The sequence below is a fragment of the Pontibacter roseus DSM 17521 genome (assembly GCF_000373265.1).
GTDB classification, from domain to species: Bacteria; Bacteroidota; Bacteroidia; order Cytophagales; family Hymenobacteraceae; genus Pontibacter; species Pontibacter roseus.
This window is the reverse complement of the sequence record NZ_KB890761.1, coordinates 1034945-1053067: the sequence shown is the minus strand read 5'-3', so window position 1 is coordinate 1053067 and position 18123 is coordinate 1034945. Positions and strand designations below refer to the sequence as shown.

At 54.4% G+C, this 18123-nt stretch carries 18 protein-coding genes; 13 read left to right on the top strand and 5 right to left on the bottom strand.

All coding sequences use genetic code 11. The annotated features are described in order from the left end of the window. Positions 1 to 115: 115 nt before the first annotated feature. The 5 genes from B051_RS0104880 to B051_RS0104860 all read left to right on the top strand — a co-directional run bounded on the left by B051_RS0104880 (position 116) and on the right by B051_RS0104860 (position 3510). On the top strand, positions 116 to 619 hold the full coding sequence (locus B051_RS0104880) for a hypothetical protein (RefSeq protein ID WP_051080641.1): 504 nt from the start codon (positions 116 to 118) through the stop codon (positions 617 to 619). A gap of 120 nt (positions 620 to 739) precedes the next feature. Beyond that, a complete protein-coding gene (locus B051_RS0104875; protein ID WP_018477059.1) occupies positions 740 to 1192 on the top strand; it encodes a YciI family protein in 453 nt (150 codons plus the stop codon). Positions 1193 to 1242: 50 nt separating this feature from the next. Then, positions 1243 to 2058, top strand: coding sequence for a hypothetical protein (locus B051_RS0104870; RefSeq protein ID WP_018477058.1), 816 nt, complete (start codon positions 1243 to 1245; stop codon positions 2056 to 2058). A gap of 32 nt (positions 2059 to 2090) precedes the next feature. Then, a complete protein-coding gene (locus B051_RS0104865; protein WP_018477057.1) occupies positions 2091 to 2960 on the top strand; it encodes a UbiA family prenyltransferase in 870 nt (289 codons plus the stop codon). 76 nt (positions 2961 to 3036) lie between these two features. Continuing rightward, a complete protein-coding gene (locus tag B051_RS0104860; protein ID WP_018477056.1) occupies positions 3037 to 3510 on the top strand; it encodes a hypothetical protein in 474 nt (157 codons plus the stop codon). A 184-nt stretch (positions 3511 to 3694) separates the two neighbouring features. Here B051_RS0104860 and rho read toward each other — a convergent pair whose 3' ends face one another. Next, the gene (gene rho / locus B051_RS0104855; RefSeq protein ID WP_018477055.1) at positions 3695 to 5575 is read right to left on the bottom strand and encodes a transcription termination factor Rho; all 1881 of its coding nucleotides are present in this window, start codon (positions 5573 to 5575) and stop codon (positions 3695 to 3697) included. 282 nt (positions 5576 to 5857) lie between these two features. Here rho and serS point away from each other — a divergent pair, with 282 nt between their 5' ends. Beyond that, positions 5858 to 7132 (top strand): serine--tRNA ligase, encoded by a 1275-nt coding sequence (gene serS, locus B051_RS0104850; RefSeq protein ID WP_018477054.1) that lies wholly within the window; start codon positions 5858 to 5860, stop codon positions 7130 to 7132. A 106-nt stretch (positions 7133 to 7238) separates the two neighbouring features. On the opposite strand, the gene B051_RS0104845 is transcribed toward serS, so the two are convergent. Then, positions 7239 to 7649, bottom strand: coding sequence for a hypothetical protein (locus tag B051_RS0104845; protein WP_018477053.1), 411 nt, complete (start codon positions 7647 to 7649; stop codon positions 7239 to 7241). Between the two features lie 218 nt (positions 7650 to 7867). Between B051_RS0104845 and B051_RS0104840 the strand changes: the two genes are divergently transcribed. Then, on the top strand, positions 7868 to 8815 hold the full coding sequence (locus B051_RS0104840; protein ID WP_018477052.1) for a TraB/GumN family protein: 948 nt from the start codon (positions 7868 to 7870) through the stop codon (positions 8813 to 8815). 113 nt (positions 8816 to 8928) lie between these two features. Here B051_RS0104840 and B051_RS0104835 read toward each other — a convergent pair whose 3' ends face one another. Further along, positions 8929 to 9921, bottom strand: a complete 993-nt coding sequence (locus B051_RS0104835) for a glycosyltransferase family 9 protein (RefSeq protein WP_018477051.1) — start codon at positions 9919 to 9921, stop codon at positions 8929 to 8931. A gap of 3 nt (positions 9922 to 9924) precedes the next feature. Beyond that, the gene (gene polX, locus B051_RS0104830; protein WP_018477050.1) at positions 9925 to 11628 is read right to left on the bottom strand and encodes a DNA polymerase/3'-5' exonuclease PolX; all 1704 of its coding nucleotides are present in this window, start codon (positions 11626 to 11628) and stop codon (positions 9925 to 9927) included. 158 nt (positions 11629 to 11786) lie between these two features. Here polX and B051_RS0104825 point away from each other — a divergent pair, with 158 nt between their 5' ends. The 6 genes from B051_RS0104825 to B051_RS0104800 all read left to right on the top strand — a co-directional run bounded on the left by B051_RS0104825 (position 11787) and on the right by B051_RS0104800 (position 15973). Next, a complete protein-coding gene (locus B051_RS0104825) occupies positions 11787 to 12185 on the top strand; it encodes a hypothetical protein (RefSeq protein ID WP_018477049.1) in 399 nt (132 codons plus the stop codon). A gap of 10 nt (positions 12186 to 12195) precedes the next feature. Beyond that, on the top strand, positions 12196 to 12396 hold the full coding sequence (locus tag B051_RS0104820) for a hypothetical protein (RefSeq protein ID WP_018477048.1): 201 nt from the start codon (positions 12196 to 12198) through the stop codon (positions 12394 to 12396). Positions 12397 to 12429: 33 nt separating this feature from the next. Further along, on the top strand, positions 12430 to 12834 hold the full coding sequence (locus B051_RS0104815; RefSeq protein WP_018477047.1) for an EVE domain-containing protein: 405 nt from the start codon (positions 12430 to 12432) through the stop codon (positions 12832 to 12834). Between the two features lie 105 nt (positions 12835 to 12939). Continuing rightward, positions 12940 to 14418, top strand: coding sequence for a hypothetical protein (locus B051_RS0104810; RefSeq protein ID WP_026236191.1), 1479 nt, complete (start codon positions 12940 to 12942; stop codon positions 14416 to 14418). A gap of 73 nt (positions 14419 to 14491) precedes the next feature. Then, positions 14492 to 15040: a bifunctional pyr operon transcriptional regulator/uracil phosphoribosyltransferase PyrR gene (pyrR, locus tag B051_RS0104805; protein WP_018477045.1), complete on the top strand. Its 549-nt coding sequence runs from the start codon at positions 14492 to 14494 to the stop codon at positions 15038 to 15040. 9 nt (positions 15041 to 15049) lie between these two features. Next, on the top strand, positions 15050 to 15973 hold the full coding sequence (locus B051_RS0104800; RefSeq protein ID WP_018477044.1) for an aspartate carbamoyltransferase catalytic subunit: 924 nt from the start codon (positions 15050 to 15052) through the stop codon (positions 15971 to 15973). A 583-nt stretch (positions 15974 to 16556) separates the two neighbouring features. Here B051_RS0104800 and B051_RS20910 read toward each other — a convergent pair. Further along, positions 16557 to 18014, bottom strand: coding sequence for an OmpA family protein (locus tag B051_RS20910; protein ID WP_018477043.1), 1458 nt, complete (start codon positions 18012 to 18014; stop codon positions 16557 to 16559). Between the last annotated feature and the right edge of the window lie 109 nt (positions 18015 to 18123).

Below are 18123 nucleotides of genomic sequence, written 5' to 3'. Positions count from 1 at the left end.
TAATACTTTTCCAGAAACGTGCAAAACTTAGCCAAAGGTATAGCATGCATGTTATAACTGTGGTCACCCCTGCCTATCTTTGCGCGAGCACAGGCTACATTTCACTCCTAGCACCATGCAAGAGCAATTACAGGCAGCATTCGACAAGATAAAGGGCCTCCCCCTGACCAAGACTACCCGCAGCGAACTGGTCCAGTATTTTCACTTTGGCCGGACCAGCTATACCACCTCACAGGGACTCATTCTGGATGTGGGCGCCTATACCCTGGCGGTGAATTGCCCCTGGCAGTTCCAGTTGGCCAACGGCGATGCCATCAAGCACAGCGAGGTATTCATGCGCAAGCGCGAACCCGGCATGCCATCCCTCAAGTTCGACTGGAAAGCGCCCGGCGCCAACTTGCGCGACCAGCGCCTGCAGGGACTCGTCATCAGCAGCCAGGCTCTGGCCATTGAAACGGCGGAGGTAAAGGGTGCCTATAGCGTGGAACTGACCTTCGTGAACGGCGACCGTCTGGTGCTAGCCCCTGATTTGGGCAAGCCGCAGGAAGAGTATTGGCAGTTATTCAGCAACACCGGAGACGGATTCAGCATAGGAGCCGGCGCTGCGGGCATCAAGTAGCATTGGTCCGTCAGTATACCTTATCGGTTTCATCTGCAGGGGAGTCGGCCTTCGGTATTTCTTTCTGAAAGTAGAAGTCGTACTACCCGAAGTCTCAATGAAACCTATACCTTTGGTCACATGAGAAAACTGCTACTTACTACAGGATTTGCCCTGGCTTTTGGCCTTTGTACCTTAAGCGCTGAGGCGCAAACCAAAGCAAAACCCGCCGCGAAGAAAGTCCCTGTCGCTGCTTCCCAGAAGGCTCCCGAGTCAAATGCCGAAGCTCCGGAGATGAAGACCTACTACATGGCTTTGCTGAAAAAGGGCCCTTACCAACCCACCGACACAGCCGAGGTGAACAGCATCCAGCGCGGGCACATGGCGCATATCCGCAAGATGGCAGCCGACGGCAAACTCGTCATGGCCGGTCCATTCCTTGACAACGGCGACCTGCGTGGCATCTTCATTTTTGATGTGGCCTCGTTGGCGGAAGCCAAGGCACTGACAGAGGCGGACCCAGCCGTGAAAGCAGGCAAACTGATTATGGAACTGCACCCCTGGATGAGCCAGCGCGGCACCAAGCTTCCTTAGCAACTTTTATCAGGACTGGGCAGTATGCGGTATAAAACCTGACGCCGCCCTTGAACATACGCCTGCACCTTTTCGAGTTGGAAGACCAATCCTGGTTTCCGCACGTCATCCGGCAAGGCATGCTCGACTTTCTGCGGTTCATGATTTCAAGGCTGAGCGCCTATGAACCTGCGCTTCCTTTGCTGGAGGACCTGCTGCGGCGCAGCGGCCAGCCCCACATCACCGACCTCTGCTCTGGCGCCGGCGGTGGCATAGCAGGTATACGCGAGGCACTGAGCCAGCGCATGGGCCAGCCGGTGCATGTCACGCTCTCCGACCTTTACCCCAATGTGCCGTCATACGAGTACCTGCAGGCGCAGTCAAACGGGCTCATCGACTTTATACCAGAACCTGTAGATGCCACGGCTGTGCCTGCCACCGTGCAGGGTGTCAGAACCATTTTCTCCTCTTTCCATCACTTCCGGCCGCGGCAGGCGGTGGCCATTCTGCAGGATGCGGCCGACAAAGGGGCCATCATTGGCATCTTTGAGGGAAGCGGCAAAACCTGGCTCGAGTTGCTGGTCTTTCTGCTCACGTTTCCCATCCTCATCCTTCTTGTCACGCCCTTTATCCGTCCGCTCAAACTCAGCCGGCTGTTTTTCACGTACATCCTTCCACTCATTCCGCTAGGCATTCTATGGGATGGCGCCGTGTCCCTTTTCCGGATTTACAACCCGCGCATGCTGCAGCAGCTGGTGGCACAGGTGCAGGCGCCCGGCTATACCTGGCGCACCGGCAAAGTAGGCAGTGACTTGGGGAAACAGGTAATATACCTGATTGGGTATCCTGAGGGGGAAGGACAGAATAATTCAACTATGAAGCTATAAGACAATTGAGACTAGCCGCCTTGCCCACCACAATGAAGTACAGCAGTGCCTTGACGCTGATGCGCATTCCTTTCTCGGTGTTCCTGATGCCGGTGTACTGGTTTGCCCTAAGTGTTGTGGATAGGCATGACCTGCTGCGGGCGGTGGCGGTTTTCATTATCCTGCATCTGCTGGTATACCCGGCCAGCAACGGCTACAACTCCTACCACGACCGCGATGAAGGCAGCATCGGCGGGTTGAAACAACCGCCTAAAGTCACGCGGGAACTGCTACACCTGGTCATCCTGTTCGATGTGGCCGCCATCTTGTTGAGTCTCTTCCTCTCCCCGCTCTTCGCCGCCATGGTGGCCGTATACCTGCTCATCTCCAAAGCCTACAGTTATAAGGGCATCCGCCTCAAGAAATATCCCATCATAAGTACCGCGGTGGTCACGGTTTTCCAGGGGTTCTTCACGTTTCTGATGGTGCAGATTGGGGTTGGCTTGGATTGGCAGCAGGTATGGCAGGCACCGAACGTATGGTTTGCTTTGGTGAGCACCCTGTTCCTGTGCGGCTCTTACCCGCTCACCCAGGTATACCAGCATAAGGAGGACAGCAGCCGGGGCGACAAAACACTCAGCCTGCTGCTGGGTATTCGGGGTACTTTCCTGTTCGCAGGTATAGGTTTAGGAATTGGTGCCGGTCTGCTGCTTTGGCTATACTATGCGCAGGGGCAACTGCAAAACATCCTGGTTTTCCTGGTATGCACGGCACCAGTCGTTTTCTTCTTCACGGGCTGGGCAGCCAAGTCATGGAAAAATGCAAACGAGGTGAGTTTTGAGAATACCATGCGGATGAACAAAATCTCCTCCCTGTGCCTCAGCTTCGCCTTCATTCTGATGCTTGTGCTTCGGGTGCTTTGATTCAACACAAGGCAGTTTACATCTGATTCATAACCACATAGCGGGATTGCGTATACAGTCAAAAACCAGCTGCACTATGAAATTTACCTACGCCATTCTGGCCGGATTGGCCGCCACCGCTGCCATGACGGCCTTCTTATACCTGCTCTCGCTGGCTACGCACCGTGTTATGAAAGTCATCAAGATTTTGGGCACCATGCTCACCAACCGCACCCAGCCCGATGGCGGGTTATCAGATGCGGCGAGCACCAAAGTAGTGGGCACGCTGGCGCATTATGCGGTAGGCATCCTGTTCGCGCTGTTCTACCTGGCGCTATGGAACTCAGGTGTGGGACTAATGAATGCGTCGTGGGGATTGCTTTTCGGGCTGGCGCATGGGCTAACGGCCATGTTCATCTGGTATCTCTTCTTTCTGGTCCACCCTCGCCCTCCTCTCATCGGCCTGCGGACGTACCTGGTCACGCTTATCTTCGCCCACATCATCTTCGGTCTCGTCGCCACCTATACCTTCTACCTGCTCATGAAGCCAAATTATGAATTCTGGAGCTGAGGGCATGGCTGATTTCTTGGAGCTTCAAAATGTGTGATGGTTTGGTGTAGGCTACATCCTAAGCAAGCAAAGGCAAATCCAATCGGCTTGGATTCTTGCACCGCAGCAACTAGCAATTGAACAAAAAAAACCGGCCCCACCGCTTTTCAGCAATGGGGCCGGCCTTATTTCAGTAGGGCATACCTTATCCGTTCATCGAAATCAAGAACTCTTCGTTGCTCTTCGTTCCCACCATTCTGTCTTTCAGGAACTCCATGGCCTCCACGGAATTCATATCAGACATGAACTTGCGCAGAATCCAGATGCGGTTGAGCTCGTCTCTGTCCATGAGCAGGTCTTCGCGGCGTGTACCAGAAGCAGGCACGTCGATAGCCGGGTAGATTCTGCGGTTGGCCAGTTTGCGGTCCAGCTGAAGTTCCATGTTACCGGTACCTTTGAATTCTTCAAAGATAACCTCGTCCATTTTAGAACCTGTATCAATCAAGGCGGTGGCGATGATGGTCAGGGAGCCGCCGTTCTCTACGTTACGGGCAGCACCGAAAAAGCGCTTCGGCTTGTGCAACGCGTTGGCATCCACACCACCCGATAGGATTTTACCGGACGAAGGCACCACCGTGTTATAAGCACGGGCCAGACGCGTGATAGAGTCCAGCAGAATCACCACATCGTGTCCGCATTCCACCATACGCTTGGCTTTATCCAATACGATGCTTGATACCTTCACGTGGCGGTCGGCCGTCTCGTCAAACGTAGAGGCGATTACCTCTGCTTTCACGCTGCGGGCCATGTCTGTTACCTCTTCCGGACGTTCGTCAATCAGCAGGATCATCAGGTATACCTCAGGATGGTTCTCAGAGATGGCGTTGGCTATCTCCTTCAGCAACACGGTTTTACCTGTCTTGGGCTGCGCCACAATCATACCACGCTGGCCTTTGCCTATTGGGGCAAACAGGTCCAGGATACGAGTTGACATCTGGCTTGGCTTAGTGGTCAGTTTCAGGCGCTCTTCCGGGAAAAGCGGCGTGAGGTGCTGGAAAGGTATACGGTCACGAATCTCCTCTGTCGTGCGGCCATTCACCGTCTCCACCTTCAGCAGGGCGAAATATTTCTCTCCTTCCTTTGGAGGACGAATCTGGCCTTTTACGGTATCGCCTGTCTTCAGACCAAACAACTTGATTTGGGAAGGAGACACATAGATATCGTCTGGGCTGGCCAGGTAGTTGTAGTGCGTGGAGCGCAGGAAGCCATATCCATCCTGCATCAGTTCCAGCACGCCCTCATTTAGGATTATTCCGTCAAACTCTCGGAAGTTATTACTATTGGCAGCGGCCTGGGGCTGCTGTTGCTGGCCACGGCGCTGGAAGTTGTCGCCTCGATTCTCGTTGCGGTTATTGTTGTTATTGTCCGGGCGGCTGTCGCTTCTGTTTCCTATTTCTGCACGCTGCTCTCTTGGCTCAGGGCGGTTGTCGCTCCTATTACCTGCTTCGCGCTGCTCCGAACGATTCTCATTTCTGTTGGTGATGTCCATTGGACGCGTCTCGTTGCGGTCTGGTCGGTCAACACGCTCCACACGCTGCTCTGTCCGTTGCTCCGGGCGCTGCTGGTCACGTCCGCCGCCATCGTTGCGGTTATCGCGGCGTGGCTGTTGTATGCGCTCACGCTGCACGGTTTGCGGGCCATGGTCTTTAGCTGGCGCAGGTGCCTGAACAAAGGTCTGGGCTGTTGTCTCGTGGCGTGCTACGTTTTCGCGGGCAGGTTTTCTCGGTGCTTGCTGTGCGGGTGCCGGGGCTGAAACGGCTTCAACGACCGGTTCTTGTGCAACGGGTTGCTCTTCTGCTATGCTCTCAGTGTTTTCGTTGGCTTCTGTTTCGCCAGGGACGGCAGGAGGAGTGGAAGACTTTACTTTTTTGGGCAGCTTTTCGGGAGGGGTAATGGCTTGCTGGTCAAGGATTTTGTAGATCAGGTCTTGTTTGCTCAATTTCTTGAAGTTCTTAACACCTAGGTCTTCTGCAATTTCCTTGAGTTCTGAAAGAAGCCGATCTTTCAATTCATCAATATTGTACATAAATATGGTATGGAGTTAAATTAACCTGCCAGGCGCGCAGTGTGCGAACGCAGCGAGAGCATCAATTATAATTTAGGAAAAAGAATAGGTTGCGATAGAGTTAGCGAGGCTCAGGAAAGGGCCTTCTATAAATTGTACTGCAATGTTATTGCAATGGCAATTAATTAACAAATATTACCGATGTTTTTGTCTAAAATGTTTCAGATATTCCTTAAAAGATTTCGTAAATGGCGCTTACAACCTAAAAAAGTATATTTTTGCACCTCTACATAACACCAAACTATGCTACAGCTACACGTTTTAAGAGAGCAGACAGACCTGGTAGTGGCAGGATTGAACAAGAAAAACTACAAAAACGCAGCCGAGGAAGTTGCCGCCCTGGTGGAGCTGGACCAACAGCGCCGACAGGTGCAAAGCAGGCACGACGAACTGCAGGCAAGGGCCAATGCCATTTCTAAAGAGATAGGCATGCTGATGAAGAGCGGAGACCGTGAAAAAGCGGAGGCCTCCAAGGCAGAGACATCGGAACTGAAGCAAGAAACCAAAGCACTAGCTGACCAGCTTTCCTCTATAGAGGAGCAGATACAACAGGCGCTGTACAAGCTGCCGAACATCCCGCACGCGAGCGTCCCTGAAGGTAGAACAGCGGAAGACAACGAAGTAGTTCTGCAACACGGAAATATTCCGGAACTGCACGCTGGGGCGATGCCGCATTGGGAGCTCATCCAGAAGTACGACATCATCGATTTCGAACTAGGAAACAAAATCACGGGGGCTGGTTTCCCGGTGTACAAGAAGCAGGGAGCACGCTTGCAGCGCGCCCTCATCAACTTCTTCATAGACGAAGCCATCAATGCAGGGTACATGGAAGTGCAGCCGCCGATTCTGGTGAACGAGGCCTCCGGATACGGCACAGGCCAGCTGCCCGACAAAGACGGCCAGATGTACCACGCCACCGAAGACAACCTATACCTGATTCCGACGGCCGAGGTGCCCATCACGAACCTGTACCGCGACGTGATTGTGCCGGTAGAGCAGCTGCCTATCAAGAACGCGGGCCATACTCCTTGCTTCCGTCGTGAGGCGGGCTCGTGGGGGGCCGACGTGCGTGGCCTCAACCGCCTGCACCAGTTCGACAAGGTGGAAATTGTACAGATTACGCTGCCTGAGAAATCGTATGAGGCGCTGGAGGAGATGAGCAGCTACATACAAGGCCTGCTGCAGAAACTGGAGCTGCCTTACCGCGTGCTGCGCCTTTGCGGCGGCGACATGGGCTTCACCTCTGCCCTGACCTATGACATGGAGGTATACTCTACCGCGCAGAGCCGCTGGTTGGAAGTAAGTTCAGCCTCCAATTTCGAGACATATCAAGCCAACCGCCTGAAGCTGCGTTACAAGACCGAGTCTGGTAAAACGCAGTTGCTGCACACCCTGAACGGAAGCGCCCTGGCCCTGCCACGCATCGTGGCGGCCATCCTGGAAAACAACCAGACACCAGATAGCATCAACATGCCAAAGGTGCTGCACCCCTACCTGGGCTTCGAGAAGATTGGGTAGCTAGTACATAACAGTACAACAAGACACCACAAAAAGAGGAGCCGTTGCCTATAGCAGCGGCTCCTCTTTTCATACCTCCATCTTGCCAATTTACAAATTTTGTGGGCTAGCCATACTGCTCCAGGTATGCCTGGTAGTAGTTTCGGAGCTTGTACTTTTTCAGAACACTTTCGCGCACGGCGGCAACCTTGTCGGCTTGTAGGGGCTGCTGCTGGAGCAGCATCTCCAGGGGCTTCGACTCGGTGTCTTCGCCTTCCTGCAGCGTCATTTGCTCATAGTCCTGCAAGAAGTCGGGGCTTAGGCCCAGCTTGTTTTTCTCCAGGCCGATGAAGCCGATGCTCAACAGTTTCTCCAGCGCTTCCTCCAGTTCCTTCAGCTCAAACACCTCACCGTCCAGGGCATCGCCCATCAGCAGCACGTCTTGCAGGGAGGCAGTGCCTTCGCCGCCTGTCGCTAACAGCAGCGCTTCCAGAAACTTAGCATCAACGGGCTTCCAGGTCAGGGTATGATTTGTCATAGGAAAGCAAAATTAATGTCGTTTGGGTGGGATTATACTTTACATTATACCTAATTTAGGTGCTCAAATTTACCAGTTTATCAGGATTGTCCCCTACTCCTGTTCGGCATGCACGGCAAAAAAATTAGTTTTGAGCTCACCAAACTTCCCCAAACCGTACGGTGATTCCCTGCGCGTGCCAGCCGCAACCAGTCCGAATTCTACTATATCCCCATAACATGAAAAGAAAAAACACCATTGCCTTCCTTTACCTTCTCCTCATCTCCCTGTTGCTATACCCGGCGACTAGCGAGGCCCAAAAAGTAAAGTCCAAACCTGCCAGGGCCACGGCCAAAGCCCAGCCTGCCGCACCAGCCAAGTCGCTGCTATGGGAAATAAGCGGAAACGGCCTGCAGCAGCCTTCCTACCTGTACGGCACCTACCACCTGCTCAACTCCTCCTTCCTGGATTCCGAGCCGAAAGTGAAGGAGCATTTCCTCAAGAGCCGTGGGGTGGTCGTGGAAACAGAGATTGACTCCGCCCAGATGATGCAGCTGGGCGCCAAAATGGTGATGCCCGACAATAAGCTTTCGGCTTTGCTGAGCCAGGAAGATTACGCGTTGGTAAGTAAGGAAGTGAAGCAGGCTTTCGGGTTCGATTTGAGCATGGCCGACCAGATGAAGCCCATGACCGTCCTGTTGATGCTTTCTATGGCAGAGTACCAGAAACTGGAAGTGCTGAAACAATATAAGGGCCAGCCGCTGGACGTGTACTTTGCTAACCAAAACCACAAGAACGGGAAAAAGGTAACCACCCTGGAGACGATGGAACAGCAGTTTGACCTGCTCTACAACCACCACCCGGTAGAGAAGCAGGCCGAGCAACTGGTGAAATATGTGCAGCAGAAAGACAAAGCCGCGCAGGTGTCCGAGCGCCTCACCCAGCTATACCTGGCAAAAGACCTGACCGGCATGTGGGCGCTATCAGAAGAGTATAACAAGCTGACCGGTGCGGAAGACATGGCCTACATGCTGGACGACCGCAACAAGGACTGGATGACCAAACTTCCGTCCATCATGAAAGAGCAATCCACTTTCGTGGCCGTAGGAGCCCTGCACCTGCCCGGCGAAAACGGTCTGATTCAGTTGCTGCAGAAAGCCGGCTATACCGTAAAACCGTTGCAGTAAACAGTAAACAGTAGACCTATACCTGCTTCAGGTATAGCAACCATAAAGCGGCATCGCTCTCACAAGATTTGATTCTGTGAGGGCGATGCCGCTTTAAGTGAAAATCAGGTAAGCTAGCTTAAGAAAGCAAGGCTATCAACAGCACTGAAATCGATGTCGCGCATGCACTTGAAGTGTCCTTTGGGGCACTTGCTATACCCTATCTTGGAACAGGGGCGGCAGCTGAGGCCATTCACCTCCAGCACCTTATACCTGGTCCGGAAGGGATACATGCCAAATTCCGGAATCGTGTTTCCCCACACGCTGATGATGTCTTTCTGGAAGGCGGCTGCGATGTGCATCAGGCCCGTGTCATGGCTCACCACCAGGTCCGCCTGCCGTACCAGCGAGGCCGAGCCGCTCAGGCTATACCTGCCGCAGGCATTGAAAATCTGAGTGGCGCTTGTGCTGTTCTGCTCCCTGAAATAACTCGCTATCTCCCCTCCCACTGCCGCGTCCTCTTTCCCTCCCAGCAGGATTATGGGTTTTTGCAGTTGCTCGCATAACTCGATGATGCGCTCCGTGGGCAATCGCTTGGTGTAGTGTTGCGCCCCGATGGCAAAGGCCACGTAGCCCTGCTGAAAAGGCTGTGGCAAGGTATGCAGGTCCACCTCATCCTGGGCAGGTATGAAGTACTCAAGCCCTTTGCCATCGTCCTGTATACCCAGCGCAGCGGCGGCTGCCAGGTAACGGTCCACGATGTGCACGGCCGGCAGGCGGTTGAGCTTGAAGTTGACCATCAGCCACTTCTCGTAGTTGAGCTTGTTGAAGCTTTTGGCGGGCTTGGCCAATCGGGTTTTTATGATGCGGGTGCGCAGGTTGTTGTGCAGGTCCACCACGTAGTCAAAGTCCTCGGCTTTCAGTTGCCGCACCAGTTCTTTCAGGCTGTCGCCCAGCACGTGCACCTTGTCCACATAGGGGTTGTGCTCCAGTATACCTCTGAAGCCCTGCTTGGTACAGTAATGCACCTCCGCCCCCGGCACCTGCTGCTTGATGCACCGGATGACCGGCGTCGTCAGCACGATGTCACCGATGGAGGAAAAACGGAGGATGAGTATCTTCGGCATCCGCTACTTTATCTTCTCCTTCCGCTCTCTGAAGTATTTCTCCACCTCCTCCACCGACTTCGCGTTGAATGTCATCTCTTTGGTCAGGCCGCCTTTGCGCCCTACCAGCACACCATACTTCATGTCGTCGTAACCGCTAGTGTGGTGGGCATCGGGGTTGATGCTCAGCATCACACCCTTCTCCAATGCGTAAGACACCCAACGCCAGTCCAAATCGAGCCGCCAGGGGTTAGAGTTGATTTCGATGACGACGTTGTTGGCCGCGCAGGCATCTATCACGGCTCTGTGGTTGATGGGATAGCCTTCCCGGCGCAGCAGCAGCCGGCCGGTGGGGTGGCCCAGCATGGTGGTATAGGGATTCTCAATCGCCGTAATCAAACGGGTGGTCGCCTTCTGCTCGTCCATACCCAAGTTGCTGTGGATGGAGGCCACGATGAAGTCAAAGGTCTTCAGGATATCTTCGTCATAGTCCAAAGAGCCATCGCCCAGAATGTCGGATTCGATTCCTTTGAATATCTTGAACGGCGCCAGTTTCTGGTTCAGTTCGTCTATCTCTTTTTGCTGGCGCAGCACATCGCCTTCACGCAGGCCGCCGGCGTAGGCTGCCGTCTTGGAGTGGTCAGATATGCCGAGGTACTGGTAGCCCATGTCGCGGCAGAAGGTGGCCATCTGCTCCAGGGTATGCGCCCCGTCGGAGTAGGTGCTGTGGTTGTGCAGGATGCCTTTCAGGTCAGAGAGCTCCAGCAATGTAGGCAGCTTGTTCTCCATGGCCAGTTGCAGCTCGTTAGTTCCCTCGCGCAGTTCCGGCGCCACGTAGGCCATACCTGCCGAGGCGTAGATGTCTTCTTCGGAGATATGGTTCGCCTCCCGCACGACAGCCAGCATGCTCTTGCCGGCGGCAAACACCTTGCCCAGGTGCCCTACTGCAGATGAGCGCACGAAGAGTTCGTTGGCAAAGCACTCCGGACTAACAAGCCTTATTTCCGTAATCAGCCCGCTCAGGCTGTGCTTCCCGCGCCATACCTTGGGGCCAGACTTGGTTTCGTCCTGCTGCAGCACGTCCAGTCCATTCAATGCGGCCTCGGCCTCCGTGGGCGCGTCGGTACCTATCACCAGTTCCAGCGTCTCCACAATCTCCAGCTTGCGGCGCACATCGCCAGCCAGCTCCACCTGGGCCTGTGGCAGCGCCTGCTGCACCCGCTCCAGCAGCTCCTGCGCCGAGGCCTCCGCCTCCGCGTACAGCAGCTTACCGCGGTTCTGCTGCGTGAAGAGCAGCGCTTGCCGGATGTTCTCCTGCGTCTTGACGCCGAAGCCTTTCAGCTTGCTCACGCGGTCCTGCTCGCAAGCGTCCAGCAGTTCTTCCACCGTCTCGGTTCCTAGCTCCTTCCAGAGCGTGCGCACCTTTTTGGGACCTATGCCTTTGATGCGCAGCATCTCCACCACGCCCGGCGGCGTCACCGATACCAGCTGGTCCAACTCTGTGAAAGAACCTGTTTCCTGTATCTCCACAATGCGGGCGGCGATGCTCTTGCCCACGCCGCCTATACCTTCCAGCTCGGCCTGGCTCTTCACAGCCAGAGGCTCCTCCACCAGTTCCAGCGCCGACACCGCATTCACATAAGAGCGCACCTTGAAGGGGTTCTCGTCGTGCAGCTCCATCAGCTCGGCCGCCAGCTTAAAAAGCTTGATTATCTTCTTATTTTCCAAGGCTATTTGTCGTATGGTTACAAAGATAGAAAAAACCGGACACCATCAGCACACGGGTGTCTGCCACCATTTATATTCAAGGGCTTCTATATAAATCAGGAAATACCTATCTTAGCCATACCATTTGCCCAAGCTGGCATGGCACTATACATTCGTCTATGAAACAGATTTCGTTGCTTTGCATCTTGTGCCTGCTCTTGCTGGCCAACACCTGCCGAAAGAAAGCGGAGGCCGAACTCCTGGGCCAGACCTGGCTCCATTCCTACGAGGAGGATGAGGATAACATCATGGTATACCGCCCCAACTCCTTCGACTTTCCTCCATCCAGAGGCCGGACCGGCTTTGTGCTGGAGCGCGAAGGCGTAGCCAAGCAGTATGTAATAGCTCCTACCGATGGCCTGGAAGAGCAACTCGGCCTGTGGGAGTACAAGGACAAGAACACCATACAGGTGCACATTCAGGGAAACGGCCACCCCGAGCAGCGCTACAGTATGGAAATCGTGTCACTCAAGGACAATGTGCTGAAAGTGCGGGTGACGCCTGACGTTAAAGAATAAGCCATACCTGATGAAGGATATCATTGCAAGAATACCTGTAGCGGCGCGCGTAGCCATCTATCTGGCCTTGCTGGCAGCACTTGTCTACTTGGCACTCGCTGAAACCGACTATAGCCTGTTGGCGGGGCTGCTGAGCGGCCTGCTCTTCGGCCTCCTGGTGGGCGAATTGGCTCGTTACCTGAAAAGAAGGCGCGCCAGACAGCAGCGCTGATTCCCTTTACGTTTACATCACTTCAATTACAACATGCAATACTGGTTAGTTAAATCAGAACCTGAGACCTACTCCTGGACAAGATTCGTGAAAGAGGGCCGCGTATGCTGGGATGGCGTCCGCAACTTCCAGGCCCGCAACAACCTGCAGCAGATGCAGCCCGGTGACCTGGTGCTGTTCTACCATAGCGTATCTGAGAAAGCCATAGTAGGTATGGCCAAAGTAGACAAACCTGCCTACCCCGACCCTACTGCCGACGATGCCAAGTGGGTGGCCGTGGACCTGGTCCCGGTTCGTGACTTCAAGGATGCCGTAACACTGGACCAAATCAAGAAGGACCCGCGCCTGGAGAATATCGCGCTGCTCCGCCAATCCCGTCTCTCGGTCATGCCCCTCAAGGCCGAGGAATTTGACGTGCTGCTGGCGCTGGGCAATTAACAGGAACGCCGCCGGGGGCACGGCACAACACTAGGCATGAAAAAAGAGTACAAAGCAAAAGTCACTGCCTTATACTTTTCTGTCTCCTGCTAGCATTTTTGGACTATGCCGTACACAAAGCTCTTGTTGCTCTGCCTGCTTTCCTTAGCGCCTGCCCTGCTTTGGGCACAAGCCCCGAAACAGCCTGTGCGCCTGGAGTTGGAGCACGAAGCCGAGACGAGCTACCTGGAAGTACTGCCTTTGCCCGACAGCAGCCTACTGGTCTACAGTAAAAAGTATACCTCCTGGCTCACCGATGCCACCTTCAGGATAGAGAAGTATGACGCCAACCTGGAGCGGGTATGGAGTACCGACCTGGACCTGAAGCCCGAAACCGAATACCTGCGTTATTTCTCGGAGGCCCCTTTCACCTACATGGTGTTCAAAGCCCCCAAAGCAGAGCAGTTCCTGTTCCTGCGCATCAACCTGAGCAACGGCAAGGTGCAGCTGACAGAGCACACGCTCGAGAAGGTGGAGTACGTCTATGAGTTCAATGTGCTGCACGGCAATTACTTCCTCATCACAGACAACGACATAGACCAGAAACCGGCTCTGCTATACCTGAACCCGAACAAGGAGAAGCCCGTCATACTGCCTGCCGTGTACGGCAGCGAATCCACCTTTTCAGACCTGTTGGTAGACCCCGCGTACGGGCGTGCCGATGTGGTACTGACAGAGAGCAACGGCCGCATTGCGCGCCTGCAGGTGAAAAGCTTTGACTCCAGCGGCAAACTCATCCGGAACTACTTCATCCTGCAGCAGGATAACCGGAGCCTGCTCAACGCCGAGGTCACACCCGGCGACACGCTCAACAAGCTGCTCTTCGGCACCTACGGCTCCCGCGATTTGCGCTACGTGCAGGGCTTCTTCTCTGCCCCTGTCGCCTCCCAGGTGGTGGATGGGCAGTTCTATTCCTTCCTGCAGCTCCAAAACTTCTTCAAGTACATGAAGCCCCGTCGCGAGGCGCGTGCCCGTAATCGGGAGAATGCCCGCGTAGCCGAAGGGAAAGAACCGACGCAGCGCTACCGTATGCTGCTGCACGACCTCATCACCACGCCTACCGGATACGTGCTGGCGGCGGAGGTATACTTCCCGCAGTACCGCAGCGGCAGCAGTTATCTGGACCCACGCATCCGGAGTGCCAACCGGCCCGCCACTGCTTACAAACGCACCCATGTGCTGGCCCTCGGCTTTGACCGGGACGGCATCCTGCTCTGGGACAACATCTTCAAGCTTAAGGACCTTGCCACCGAAGAACTGGTACACGCCGTGGAGGTCAGCAACCTGCCCGATGGGCGGGTAGTCGTAGCCTATTCCGAAGAAGGCACCATCCACTACCGCGCCATGGAGCAGGACAGGTTCAATGACGAGGAGACAACCGTAGAGCTGCTGCCCTATGAAGAGGGCGAGAAAATTACCTTTACAGAATATGACAGTATAGTGAAGTGGTACGGCGAGCATTTCGCAGCCTACGGTTTCCAGCGCATCAAGTCAGCCAAGGGCTCAAACCGCACGGTGTTCTACATCACCAAGGTGAGCTTCTGACAGCCCAACAATTCAACATTAATTTGCTCTTCTTTAGCTGAACTCTCTATATTTGCAACCAAGACTTCCGGCCATGCAGAAAAGACTCATCGTAAACCACCAGTTGCTTGAGATTATGGTGATGCGCCTTTGCCACCAGCTTATCGAGAACCACGGCAACTTTTCTGATTCTGTCATCATTGGTCTGCAGCCGCGCGGCCGCCAAGTGGCCCAGCGCCTTCAGAGCACGCTGGCCTCCATCCTAGGCACTACTATACCTACGGGCTACCTCGACACCACCTTCCACCGCGACGACTTCCGAAGAAGAGAGACACCGCTGGCAGCCAATGCCACGCACATCGACTTTTTGATTGAAGGCAAGCGGGTGATTCTGGTGGATGACGTGCTGTACACAGGCCGTTCCGTGAGAGCCGCCATGGATGCCATGATATCCTTTGGGAGGCCCGCCAACGTGGAGCTGCTGGTGCTGATAGACCGCCTCTACAGCCGCCACCTCCCCATTGAGCCGACCTATGTAGGCCGCCGCGTCAACTCCCTGCAGTCGCAGCGGGTGCTTGTGGAGTGGAGCGGCCAGGAAACGCAGGAAGACAACATCTGGTTAGTAACCAAAAACGAAGAATAAAGACCACACATGCAAGAGCTCAGCGTCCGGCATCTACTCGGTATCAAAGACATCACGCCACAAGACATTCAGCTTATCTTCGAGACGGCTGACAACTTCAAAGATGTTCTGAACCGGCCCATCAAGAAAGTGCCCTCGCTGCGTGACATCACCATTGCCAACGTCTTCTTCGAGAACTCCACCCGTACGCGCCTCTCTTTTGAGCTAGCCGAAAAAAGGCTGTCAGCCGACGTCATCAACTTCTCCTCCAGCAGCAGCTCTGTGAAGAAGGGCGAGACCCTGCTCGACACCGTGAACAACATCCTGGCCATGAAAGTGGATATGATTGTGATGCGCCACTCCAGCCCCGGAGCGCCGCACTTCCTGTCAAACCACATCAACGCCAACATCGTGAACGCCGGCGACGGCACCCACGAGCACCCGACACAGGCCCTACTTGACTCGTTCTCTATCCGGGAGAGGTTGGGCGAAGTGGCTGGCAAAAAGGTGGTGATTGTAGGCGATATCCTGCACTCGCGCGTGGCGCTCTCCAACATCTTCGCGCTGCAGAAGCTCGGGGCTGAGGTAATGGTGTGCGGTCCTGTCACGCTGCTGCCAAAGCACATCCGGGAGCTTGGCGTGCTGGTGGAATTGGACGTGCGCAAAGCGCTGCAGTGGTGCGATGTGGCCAACGTGCTGCGCATACAGCTGGAACGCCAGCAGATGAAATACTTCCCTTCCCTGCGGGAATACACTCTCTACTACGGCATTGATAAGAAGATGCTCGACAGCCTGGACAAGGAGATTGTGCTCATGCACCCCGGCCCCATCAACCGCGGTGTAGAACTGAGCTCCGACGCCGCTGATTCCCACCATTCCATCATCCTGAACCAAGTAGAAAACGGTGTAGCCATCCGTATGGCAGTGCTATACCTGCTCGCTTCGAAGCAGTAGAAGGTATAGCTTCTGTTTCTCTGTTGCTTCGAAGCAGCTGCCTTCACCTGTTATACCTGCTCACGCTCCTGTCGCTCTTAATCCCTTTTCCCATCATCCCCACACACGTTGCTGTCATTCCGATGAAAGGAGGAATCTGTTACGCCGCCTGCCGCCGGTGCGAGCGCGTCGGGAACCGGCGGTGAGACATTCTAAGCCTGCCTGCACCTGGCGTTTTCCTCAGTCCCCTTCCTTGCCGCTCTAAGAAAAGCCGCATCCGCGCTGGCCCTGGATGTGCGGCAGGTATGGTAATAGATTCCTCCTTTCATCGGAATGACAGAAATAAAACTCCCCTCTCGGGAGGGTCAGGGGTGGGTACAGAACAGAGGGGCATCACCCGTGGCTGGAGCGCACAGGCAGCACCTATGAAAAGTAGGCAAAAAGACGCCAAGAACGACAGTAGCCATGGAAAGGCAACCCGTCAGCGTATAGCGACAGCCAACAGCAACTGAAAGTATTCATTTACCGCTATACCTTATAAAACGCAAAAGGCGCCGCAGATTGCTCTGCGGCGCCTTTTCAACGCTTTACCTTATTCCGCTTTTTATTCCATGTTCAGCTGCATGTCCGGCGTGTTCATCTCAAATCCGACACGTCGGTTTTGGGCACGGGCTGCTGCTGTTCTGGCTTTAGAGAGTCTGGTATTTACTTGTACCATTGGCTGCGTCTCGCCGTAGCCTCTAGTCACCAGTCTGTCTGGGTTCTGTACACCACGCTCAATCAGATAGTCTTTCACAGCCTGCGCTCTCTGCTCAGAAAGTGCTTGGTTGTACTCTTCTGAACCGATGTGGTCAGCGTGACCTTTGATGAGCAGTACGTGGTCAGGGTATTTCTCAAGGGCTACCACGATGCTGTCAAGCAGCTGACGGTAACCATCCTGTACACGAGCCTGGTCAAACTCGAAGCGAACTTTCTCTTCGATGAGGGCTTTAGTGCGCTCATCCAACTCAGGGCAACCTTTGGTCTCGGCAGTACCTGGAGAGTTAGGGCATGCATCTTCGTTATCTGGAACGCCGTCACCGTCAGAGTCAACTGGGCAACCGTCTGCACCTACCTGCGTGCCAGATGGCGTGTCAGGGCACTTGTCGTCTTTGTCAGCTACACCGTCACCGTCAGAATCTGGGCAACCTTGTGTGGCAGCAGTACCGGCCTCATCTGGGCACTGGTCATCTTTGTCAGCCACGCCGTCGTTGTCACGGTCAGGGCAACCACCTAGGTTGGCTACACCAGCCTCAGTTGGGCACTCGTCCTGGTAATCGGCTACGCCGTCACCGTCTGTGTCGATTGGGCAACCGTCTTTGTCAACCTGCACGCCAGTCGGAGTGTCTGGGCACTTGTCTCTTCTGTCTGGAACACCGTCAGCGTCTGTGTCAGCACCTTTGCCCAGGTTGAAGCCAAGGCCGATGTTGTGCTGCAGGAAACGGTCGTTGATGTTAGACTCGATGTTGTCGTACTTGTCGTTGCTGGTGAAGTGCGCAGTAGTCTGCACGAACAGGCTGATGTTGTCAGAGAATCTGAAACGGATACCTGCACCACCAAAACCAACACCTGCAATGAAGTTGTCTTCGTAGGCACCGGTTGGGGAGTTGCCTTCAGGTCGCACGAAGTGAGCACCACCACCTACAGTCAGGTATGGGCCGATGAAAGCATCTTCCTTCAGGATGTTGCCATTCATCTTCAGCTTCAGTCCTACCGTTGCCATACCTATTTTGGTGTTCATGGTGTTCGGGAAGCTGTTGCTGAACTCAGAGTTGCCGTAGCTCAGGTTCAAACCTGCATCGAAAGACGGGCTCAGGTATCGGTTCAGCGATACGCCGCCTCCCCAGCCCATTTTCTCGTTCCACCACTGGTTACCTAGGTCACCTTTGTACTGGAGGGCACTTCCATATATCTGCAGGTTCGTTCGCTGGTCCGCGTTCTGCGCAAGTACGGCTGTACTTGCTGACAGCAGGAATACAAGCGCGAAAGCAATTGTACTTAGTTTTGTTAGAGTTTTTCGCATAATTTTAGATAGTATATTTTGATATGACAATACGGACATATTTTCAGGTAAGTTTTTTCATATTCATATAAAAAAACATAAAGAACGCATATTCCGATACGTTTGGCGG

Coding starts and splice junctions, on each gene's coding strand:
- B051_RS0104820 (WP_018477048.1), top strand. CDS start 12,196: ATGAAGGATATCATTGCAAGAATACCTGTAGCGGCGCGCGTAGCCATC.
- B051_RS0104840 (WP_018477052.1), top strand. CDS start 7,868: ATGAAAAGAAAAAACACCATTGCCTTCCTTTACCTTCTCCTCATCTCC.
- B051_RS0104860 (WP_018477056.1), top strand. CDS start 3,037: ATGAAATTTACCTACGCCATTCTGGCCGGATTGGCCGCCACCGCTGCC.
- B051_RS20910 (WP_018477043.1), bottom strand. CDS start 18,014: ATGCGAAAAACTCTAACAAAACTAAGTACAATTGCTTTCGCGCTTGTA.
- B051_RS0104800 (WP_018477044.1), top strand. CDS start 15,050: ATGCAAGAGCTCAGCGTCCGGCATCTACTCGGTATCAAAGACATCACG.
- B051_RS0104880 (WP_051080641.1), top strand. CDS start 116: ATGCAAGAGCAATTACAGGCAGCATTCGACAAGATAAAGGGCCTCCCC.
- B051_RS0104825 (WP_018477049.1), top strand. CDS start 11,787: ATGAAACAGATTTCGTTGCTTTGCATCTTGTGCCTGCTCTTGCTGGCC.
- rho (WP_018477055.1), bottom strand. CDS start 5,575: ATGTACAATATTGATGAATTGAAAGATCGGCTTCTTTCAGAACTCAAG.
- B051_RS0104875 (WP_018477059.1), top strand. CDS start 740: ATGAGAAAACTGCTACTTACTACAGGATTTGCCCTGGCTTTTGGCCTT.
- serS (WP_018477054.1), top strand. CDS start 5,858: ATGCTACAGCTACACGTTTTAAGAGAGCAGACAGACCTGGTAGTGGCA.
- pyrR (WP_018477045.1), top strand. CDS start 14,492: ATGCAGAAAAGACTCATCGTAAACCACCAGTTGCTTGAGATTATGGTG.
- B051_RS0104845 (WP_018477053.1), bottom strand. CDS start 7,649: ATGACAAATCATACCCTGACCTGGAAGCCCGTTGATGCTAAGTTTCTG.
- B051_RS0104810 (WP_026236191.1), top strand. CDS start 12,940: ATGCCGTACACAAAGCTCTTGTTGCTCTGCCTGCTTTCCTTAGCGCCT.
- B051_RS0104865 (WP_018477057.1), top strand. CDS start 2,091: ATGAAGTACAGCAGTGCCTTGACGCTGATGCGCATTCCTTTCTCGGTG.
- B051_RS0104815 (WP_018477047.1), top strand. CDS start 12,430: ATGCAATACTGGTTAGTTAAATCAGAACCTGAGACCTACTCCTGGACA.
- B051_RS0104835 (WP_018477051.1), bottom strand. CDS start 9,921: ATGCCGAAGATACTCATCCTCCGTTTTTCCTCCATCGGTGACATCGTG.